This window comes from Brevibacillus sp. DP1.3A (assembly GCF_013284245.2).
Taxonomy (GTDB): Bacteria; Bacillota; Bacilli; order Brevibacillales; family Brevibacillaceae; genus Brevibacillus.
In genome coordinates this window covers 6,593,682-6,601,295 of sequence record NZ_CP085876.1, presented here as the reverse complement: position 1 = coordinate 6,601,295, position 7,614 = coordinate 6,593,682, and the positions used below count along the sequence as shown (strand labels likewise).

Here is a 7,614-nt window from a genome sequence, read left to right as displayed (position 1 = left end):
CCAGAATCCCTCCCTCTGGACCATCCGAAAAATTGATGAAGCACCGATCCATAATGATCGAGAAAAAGTGCAAAAATCTGCTATGTTGTGACCTAATTGTCAACACAGCCGTTTGAAGCGACTGTGGATAAAAAAAGTCGAAATATAGGGATTCCGCTCGTAGAAGTGAAAAAAAGCAGACGGTTATCCTCAATCCTGTGAGTAACGACATACACATAGGAAAGAATCTGTCCACAAACTTATCCACACCCTGTGGAAAAACCGATTTACGTATCGGAGTTATTCACGCTTCAAAACAAAAACATAATAACAGATATAAAGCGTGGTATCAATGGTTTTTTCATACTTATCCACAAACACAACTTCTGGTACTCGCCACATATTCACATCCCTATATTTTGTGTACAAGCTGTAGATAAACTTGTCGAAACCTGTTTTTGTGGATAAAATGATATCCACAGGTCTGGGAAATAGTTTTATGGGGATATTTGCCTTGGTAATGAAATTCCACTGTCACTTGACTTTTTAGCCATATGTTCTTATAATGCAAAAGAATGTCTTTGCAAGACGGAGGTGTATACGTAATGAAACCATCTTTCAATCCTAACAACCGCAAGCGCAAAAAGGATCATGGATTCCGTAAGCGCATGAGCACGAAAAATGGCCGCAAAATTTTGGCTGCTCGTCGTCAAAGAGGTAGAAAAGTTCTTTCCGCTTAGGCCACACTTTCAGTGGCCTTTTTGTTTGTCTATATGTGTCTGAAAATTCTTTGTTCTTATAAAAAGAGGAAGGCTTTCTCCGATGTGGAAACCTTTTGAGGGATAATCGTTACCTAGCTACCGAAAATCCTACTATTTATTGAAGAGACAGGAGGAGGCCGATGGAACAAAGCAAGGACGTAACCGACTTTTTTGTATCGTTGGCACGCGAGTTTCTTGATGAATGGCCTCTAGCCAGCTTGGTATGTGCCTATGCTGGTGGATCTGTCGGGAGGGGAGAAGCGGACGCATATAGCGACCTCGATTTACACATCTTTGTGGAGGAAGAAGGTGATCCTTCCTGTGAAAATCGCCTGTTTAGAGGGCATGTGATACAACTGCAGGTCCAATCTGCTCCTACAGATGAAGAAGTATACGAGAATCCGTGGGTATGGCGTTACTTAAAGGAAGCAAAGGTTGTTCTGGACCCAGAGGATCGTTTCACTTCCTGGATGAATGACATGTGTGCCTATATGGATTCCCCGGCTGGAAAAGCGAAAATGTTTGCACAGGCAAAAGCGGAGGTAGATTCCTTCCACGAGGAGGCGCAGGCTGCCTTAATGGAGGGCTTTCCTTACTCCGCTTATTTGGCTGGATGGGCAGGATGGATCGGGGCGCTGCAAATGAGTGCTGTCTTCCAGGGGCATTCATTGAGTGATGCACAGTTGTATCAGTTGGTTCAAAAAGCAATTCGTTCGGATGGTATGGATGGCTTTTTTCAGGAGACATACCGGAGTAATCAAGATGTACAGGATGCGCTCATGCTATTGACGGACTATCGGGCTCATCTACGGTCAATAAATGAGGGGACCCGGTTTGCGCTGGCGGCTGAAAATGATTGGTTAGTAAAGAGGAAGGTTCAGAGATTGCAGGAGAGAAATCAGCTTGATATGGCCGGGTTTTTATTATTTTCAGAGGCGATCTGGTTATATCATAGCGTCGATTCTGATGAATGGCTGGAGAATCATTGGGCGGATCTGCCTGCCAAGCTGGCTTTGTCCCTTCCAAAATTGGGATTTTTCCAAGCGGATAATCAATTGCTCTCTGACTTGCGCCATGCCAGTGCAGAAATCATCGCAGAAATTGGCTGATAGCCTATATTTTTTCGCTGAATTTTTGATTTTGTTCTAAACCGAGTATACTTAGGGAAAAAAGTGGACGAAACAAGGATATACTGGTAGATGCTGTGTACGTTTTCTACTATAATTGTGATGTTAGGGGTTGTTTACCTTTGCATCGTTCACACCGGCTCAAAAAAAATGAGCAATTCCAAGCTGTGTTTCAACGAGGAAGTTCTGCTGCTAATAAGCAGTTTGTCTTGTATTCAGCAAAGCAAGAGGGACAAGCGGCTTTTCGCGCTGGAATTTCCGTCAGTAAAAAAATTGGCAATGCTGTTGTCCGCAATAGAGTCAAGCGGCTTATACGCGAAGCAGTAGCTCGAATGGAGTCTGATATTCCAGTCGGTCTCGATCTCGTCATCATCGCCCGTCCGGGTGTGGAAGCGATGACGCTTGAAGCCATTGAGCAATCTCTGTTACATGTGATGAAGCGAGCCAAAGTGATCAAACAGGCACCCGTACATAATGGAAAAAGAGATGGAAAAAGAGGGTGAAACGATGATGGTGAAGATCATGGTTTGGTTGATTCGGGGATACCAACTGATGATTTCTCCGTATAAGCCACCTTCATGCAGATTCGCGCCGACCTGTTCTCACTACGCCATCGAGTCGATTCGTCGATTTGGAGCGTGGAGGGGAGGCTGGTTGGCCCTTCGTCGCATCTTGAGATGCCATCCGTTCCACCCGGGCGGGTATGATCCAGTCCCGGATCAGCACAAATAAGATTACCTCAATTGAAGCGGGGAAAAGGAGGATCACCCTTGAGTAGACGTACACTCAGCATTCTTATGCTGACTATGCTGGTTCTAGTTTTGTCGGGCTGTAACCCCCAAGCTGCTGCACCAATTGGCCCTGACGCAACCGGCATTTGGGACAAGTATTTTGTCTATCCACTGTCCTGGCTAATTAAAGAGAGCGCATTGATACTCGGAAACAACTACGGTCTGGGTATCCTGGTTGCAACGATCATCATTCGAATCATTGTGCTTCCATTGATGGTCAAGCAAATCAAGAGCTCCAAGAAAATGCAAGAGATTCAACCGGAGATGCAAAAGATCCGTGAAAAGTACAAAAATGATCCACAAAAAGCGCAAGCGGAAACAATGGCTATGTTCCAGAAGAGCGGTGTCAATCCGTTGGCTGGATGCTTGCCAATGTTGGTACAAATGCCGATTTTGATCGCGTTCTACCATGCGATCATCCGTACGACCGAGATTAACTCGCAAACGTTCATGTGGCTGACATTGGGACAAAAGGACCCGTACTACATCTTGCCAATCATTGCTGCGATTACGACGTACCTGCAGTCCAAAATGATGGGTCAAGCAAATCAAGGAAATCCACAAATGCAAATGATGATCATCATGATGCCGCTGATGATTTTGGCGATTGCCGTCACATTGCCATCAGCGCTGTCTCTGTACTGGGTATACGGTAACCTGTTTACTATTGTACAAACTTACTTCCTGTATCGTGATAAAGGGAATATGCCTACTCCTAAGGGGGGAGCCTCCAAGTGAAAAAGGTGGTAGCTACGGCAAAAACGATCGACGATGCTGTGCAAAAAGCTTTGCTGGAATTGGGAGTGCCGCGTGAGCGGGCAACGATCCAAGTTCTAGAGGAACCAAGCAGAGGATTGTTTGGACTGATTGGGGCAAAGGACGCTAAAGTGCAAGTAGAATTTCACTTTGATCCGGTTGCACAGGGACGTGACTTTCTTCAAGACGTTTTGTCGAACATGAAGGTGAATGCCAAAGTGGAGACGCGTACAAATGAAGAGGGCATGCTGTTTGACATCCAGGGAACCAATCTGGGAATCATTATTGGCCGCAGGGGACAAACTCTTGATTCATTACAGTATCTCGTAAACGTCGTAGCGAACCGCCATGCGGACAAACATGTACGCATCACTCTGGATGCCGAAAATTACAGGCTGCGTCGCAAGGAAACGTTGGAGCAGCTCGCAGATCGTGTGGCGAAAAAAGCGTTATCGACCAAACGGGATGTACGTCTGGAACCAATGTCTGCTGCTGAACGGAAAGTAATCCACGCCTTCTTGCAAAAGAGAGCGGATGTGGTTACCTTCAGTGAAGGAGACGAGCCAAATCGTTATATCGTGATTGCACCGAAAGAAGCCTCTCGCTAGGCTTCTTTTTTTTTTGCCTGAATTCAGGTAAGCAAGCGACGACATTTTGAACAATCTCTTCAAAAAGTTGTCCACTGTGGATAATTGACCAAATGGTTGAGGATTTGCGAAAATGATTATACTGTGGATAACCAAAATGGACAGCAACCTTGGAGAAAGGGTTGCTTTTTCCTATTGGGTGTTTAGCCAGATGAATTGGCTGCACTTTCTTTTGGAATTTTTCTAGACGATCTGTTATGCTAGTAAGTTAGTGGCTGACTTGTAAGAGTGGAAAGCTTGAGGTGAACAGCATGAAATTCGATACAATAGCGGCGGTCGCAACACCGATGGGTGAAGGCGGTATTGCCGTGATCCGAGTAAGCGGTACGGAAGCGATCGAAGTTGTGGATAAGATATATAAAGGAAAGCAACGGTTGTCCACTGTGGACAGCCATACGATCCATTATGGGCACTTGTATGAGCCAAACACAGGTGAACGAGTGGAAGAGGTACTGGTATCCGTAATGAAGGCTCCCCGTACATTTACGAGGGAGGATGTAGTTGAGGTAAACTGTCACGGAGGAATCGTTTCCGTTGAAAAGGTTCTGGAGTTAATCTTGGATAATGGAGCAAGATTGGCGGAGCCGGGAGAGTTCACAAAGCGTGCGTTCTTAAACGGACGTGTCGATTTGTCTCAGGCTGAGGCCGTCATTGATTTGATCCGGGCGAAAACAGACAGAGCGATGAAGGTCGCATTGAATCAAGTAGAAGGGAAGCTGTCCAGGCTCATTCGGCAGCTGCGTCAAAACTTGATTGAAGCGATGGCCCATATAGAAGTAACACTGGACTATCCAGAGCATGACGTTGAGGAGTTTACGCAAAATTTCTTGCGAGGAAAGTGCCTGGAGGTTAAAAGTGAAATACAACGACTGTTGCAGACCGCACAGCAAGGGAAAATTTTGCGTGAAGGCTTGTCGACTGCGATCATTGGACGTCCGAATGTAGGGAAATCCTCTCTATTAAATAGTCTGGTCCAAGAGGAAAAGGCGATTGTGACTGACGTTGCGGGAACGACACGCGATGTCATCGAAGAGTATGTCAATGTGCGCGGGGTTCCTTTGCGACTTATCGATACCGCAGGAATTCGCGATACAGAGGACATCGTGGAGAAAATCGGGGTAGAGAAGTCCAGACAGCTGCTGCAAAAGGCTGATCTCGTGTTGCTCGTGATCAACTACAACGAGCCTCTCTCCGCTGATGATTACGCGATTTTTGAAGCGGCAAAAGGGTTCCATGTGATTGTGATTATTAATAAATTCGATTTGCCGCAAAAAGTGGATTTGGAAGAGATCAAGCGTCATTTCCCTCAGCAGCCGTTGATTATGACGTCTGCGCGTGAGGAGACGGGGATCGATCTTCTGGAGCAGGCTATTGGGGAGATTTTCTTCAGTGGCCGTGTGCAGCAGGATGACTTGACCTACGTGAGTAACGCTAGACATATTCAACTGCTTCGTCAGGCAGAACGAGCCATAGATGAAGCGCTGGGTGGAATCGATGATTTGATGCCAGTAGACATGATTCAGATCGACATTAAAAAGTCGTGGGAGTTGCTTGGGGAAGTCATCGGAGAAAGTGTCGGCGAAGATTTGATTGATCAGATTTTCTCCCAGTTCTGTCTGGGTAAGTGATAGAGGAGGACAAAAAATGAACGTTGTACCTGCATATGAAGCGGGCTCGTTTGACGTCATTGTCATTGGTGCGGGTCATGCCGGTGCGGAAGCGGCTTTGGCGGCTGCACGCATGGGCTGCAGTACATTGCTGTTGACGATCAACCTGGATGCTGTGGCGTACATGCCATGTAATCCTTCCGTAGGTGGTCCGGCAAAAGGCCACGTCGTACGCGAATTGGACGCGCTTGGTGGAGAAATGGGACGCAATACCGACAAAACCCATATCCAAATGCGGATGCTGAATACAGGTAAAGGACCTGCTGTGCATGCCTTGCGCGCGCAAGCAGACAAATTTGCGTATCAGCATGAAATGAAGAAAACGATTGAAAATACTCCGAATTTGATCCTGCGTCAAGCGATGGTGGAAGAGCTGATCGTGAACGATGGAGTCTGTGAAGGGGTTATTACGCAAACTGGAGCGCGATACATGGCCAAATCCGTTGTATTGACAACCGGAACCTATTTGCGCGGAAAGATCATCCTCGGAGATCTCCAATACGAAAGTGGACCGAACAACATGCGTCCGTCCATTCGTTTGGCACATCATTTGAAGGAACTCGGTTTTGAAATGACACGCTTCAAGACGGGGACGCCTCCACGTGTTCATAGCAGCAGCGTGGATTTCTCCAAAATGGAGATTCAGCCTGGTGATCCGGTACCACGTGCTTTTTCTTATGAAACAACGGAATTTATTATGGATCAGCTTCCTTGCTGGCTGACATATACAAATGAAGAAACGCATGGACTCATCAATAGCAATCTGCATCGTGCACCAATGTATTCGGGAATGATCGAAGGAACAGGCCCGCGTTATTGCCCTTCGATTGAAGATAAGGTAGTTCGTTTTAACGATAAACCGCGTCACCAAATTTTCTTGGAGCCAGAAGGACGCAATACCGAAGAAATGTATGTACAAGGCTTGTCGACCAGCTTGCCGGAGGATGTCCAGCTTTCCATGCTGCGCTCTATGTCTGGAATGGAAGAAGTCAAAATGATGCGCCCTGGCTATGCGATTGAGTATGATTCGATCGTGCCGACGCAGCTCTGGCCTTCTTTGGAAACCAAAACCTTGCCTGGCTTGTTCACAGCAGGACAAATCAATGGTACCTCTGGCTATGAAGAAGCAGCGGGTCAAGGTCTCATGGCAGGAATTAACGCAGCACGCCGCGTTCAAGAGAAACCACCAGTTATTTTGGGGCGAGAAGAGGCGTACATCGGTGTCTTGATTGACGACCTTGTTACTAAAGGAACGCATGAGCCTTATCGTTTGCTTACTTCTCGTGCAGAATATCGATTGCTGCTGCGCCATGACAATGCGGACTTGCGTCTGACGGATATCGGCCATGAAATTGGTCTGATTAGCGAAGAACGCTATAATCGATTTAATCAAAAACGCGAGCTGATCGAGCAAGAAAAAGAACGTGTGACAAACACGCGCGTACGTCCTGAAATGGCACATGTCCAAGAGGTTTTGCGCAACGCAGGCTCTCCTGAACTGACAGATGTCATCGAGCTGGCTCAATTGCTGCGTCGTCCGGAAATCAACTACAGCCACATTGCTCAAATGGTCCCTGCACCAGAAGCACTGCCAGAGGATGTGACCGAACAGGTTGAAATTCAGATTAAATACGATGGCTACATCAAAAAGTCATTGCAACAAGTAGAGCGGATGAAAAAAATGGAGGAGCGCCGCATCCCAACGGATATTGACTACCACCAAATCTCCGGTTTGTCCAAGGAATCCCGCGACAATATGACCAAAATTCGTCCGTTGAATATCGGGCAGGCGGCTCGTATCGCAGGAGTTACTCCAGCAGACATTTCCGTGTTGATGGTATATCTGGAGTACAAACGCGTGGGAGTAGCCGAGTAAGGAGAAAAGC

8 protein-coding genes are annotated in these 7,614 nt (G+C 46.7%); all 8 read left to right on the top strand.

Annotation, left to right across the window (positions count from 1 at the left end):
• The first annotated feature begins 584 nt into the window (after positions 1–584).
• The 8 genes from rpmH (at position 585) to mnmG (ending at position 7,604) form a co-directional block, all read left to right on the top strand.
• Complete coding sequence (rpmH, locus tag HP399_RS30505) at positions 585–719, top strand: 50S ribosomal protein L34 (protein WP_007720125.1); 135 nt, start codon at positions 585–587, stop codon at positions 717–719.
• Positions 720–880: 161 nt separating this feature from the next.
• Positions 881–1,849: a nucleotidyltransferase domain-containing protein gene (locus HP399_RS30500; protein ID WP_173620352.1), complete on the top strand. Its 969-nt coding sequence runs from the start codon at positions 881–883 to the stop codon at positions 1,847–1,849.
• 140 nt (positions 1,850–1,989) lie between these two features.
• A complete protein-coding gene (rnpA, locus tag HP399_RS30495) occupies positions 1,990–2,370 on the top strand; it encodes a ribonuclease P protein component (RefSeq protein ID WP_015894104.1) in 381 nt (126 codons plus the stop codon).
• Between the two features lie 4 nt (positions 2,371–2,374).
• The gene (gene yidD, locus HP399_RS30490) at positions 2,375–2,599 is read left to right on the top strand and encodes a membrane protein insertion efficiency factor YidD (protein ID WP_217367847.1); all 225 of its coding nucleotides are present in this window, start codon (positions 2,375–2,377) and stop codon (positions 2,597–2,599) included.
• Between the two features lie 38 nt (positions 2,600–2,637).
• On the top strand, positions 2,638–3,396 hold the full coding sequence (yidC, locus tag HP399_RS30485; RefSeq protein ID WP_304502535.1) for a membrane protein insertase YidC: 759 nt from the start codon (positions 2,638–2,640) through the stop codon (positions 3,394–3,396).
• Complete coding sequence (jag, locus tag HP399_RS30480) at positions 3,393–4,022, top strand: RNA-binding cell elongation regulator Jag/EloR (RefSeq protein ID WP_007720132.1); 630 nt, start codon at positions 3,393–3,395, stop codon at positions 4,020–4,022. Before yidC ends, jag begins: the two co-directional genes overlap by 4 nt.
• Before the next feature lie 290 nt (positions 4,023–4,312).
• The gene (mnmE, locus tag HP399_RS30475; protein WP_007720133.1) at positions 4,313–5,689 is read left to right on the top strand and encodes a tRNA uridine-5-carboxymethylaminomethyl(34) synthesis GTPase MnmE; all 1,377 of its coding nucleotides are present in this window, start codon (positions 4,313–4,315) and stop codon (positions 5,687–5,689) included.
• Positions 5,690–5,705: 16 nt separating this feature from the next.
• The gene (gene mnmG / locus HP399_RS30470; RefSeq protein WP_173620354.1) at positions 5,706–7,604 is read left to right on the top strand and encodes a tRNA uridine-5-carboxymethylaminomethyl(34) synthesis enzyme MnmG; all 1,899 of its coding nucleotides are present in this window, start codon (positions 5,706–5,708) and stop codon (positions 7,602–7,604) included.
• The last annotated feature ends 10 nt before the right edge of the window (positions 7,605–7,614 follow it).

What these genes read in the sequence shown, in the direction of transcription:
- yidD (WP_217367847.1), top strand. Translation starts at nt 2,375, where the DNA reads ATGATGGTGAAGATCATGGTTTGGTTGATTCGGGGATACCAACTGATG.
- HP399_RS30500 (WP_173620352.1), top strand. Translation starts at nt 881, where the DNA reads ATGGAACAAAGCAAGGACGTAACCGACTTTTTTGTATCGTTGGCACGC.
- mnmG (WP_173620354.1), top strand. Translation starts at nt 5,706, where the DNA reads ATGAACGTTGTACCTGCATATGAAGCGGGCTCGTTTGACGTCATTGTC.
- mnmE (WP_007720133.1), top strand. Translation starts at nt 4,313, where the DNA reads ATGAAATTCGATACAATAGCGGCGGTCGCAACACCGATGGGTGAAGGC.
- rpmH (WP_007720125.1), top strand. Translation starts at nt 585, where the DNA reads ATGAAACCATCTTTCAATCCTAACAACCGCAAGCGCAAAAAGGATCAT.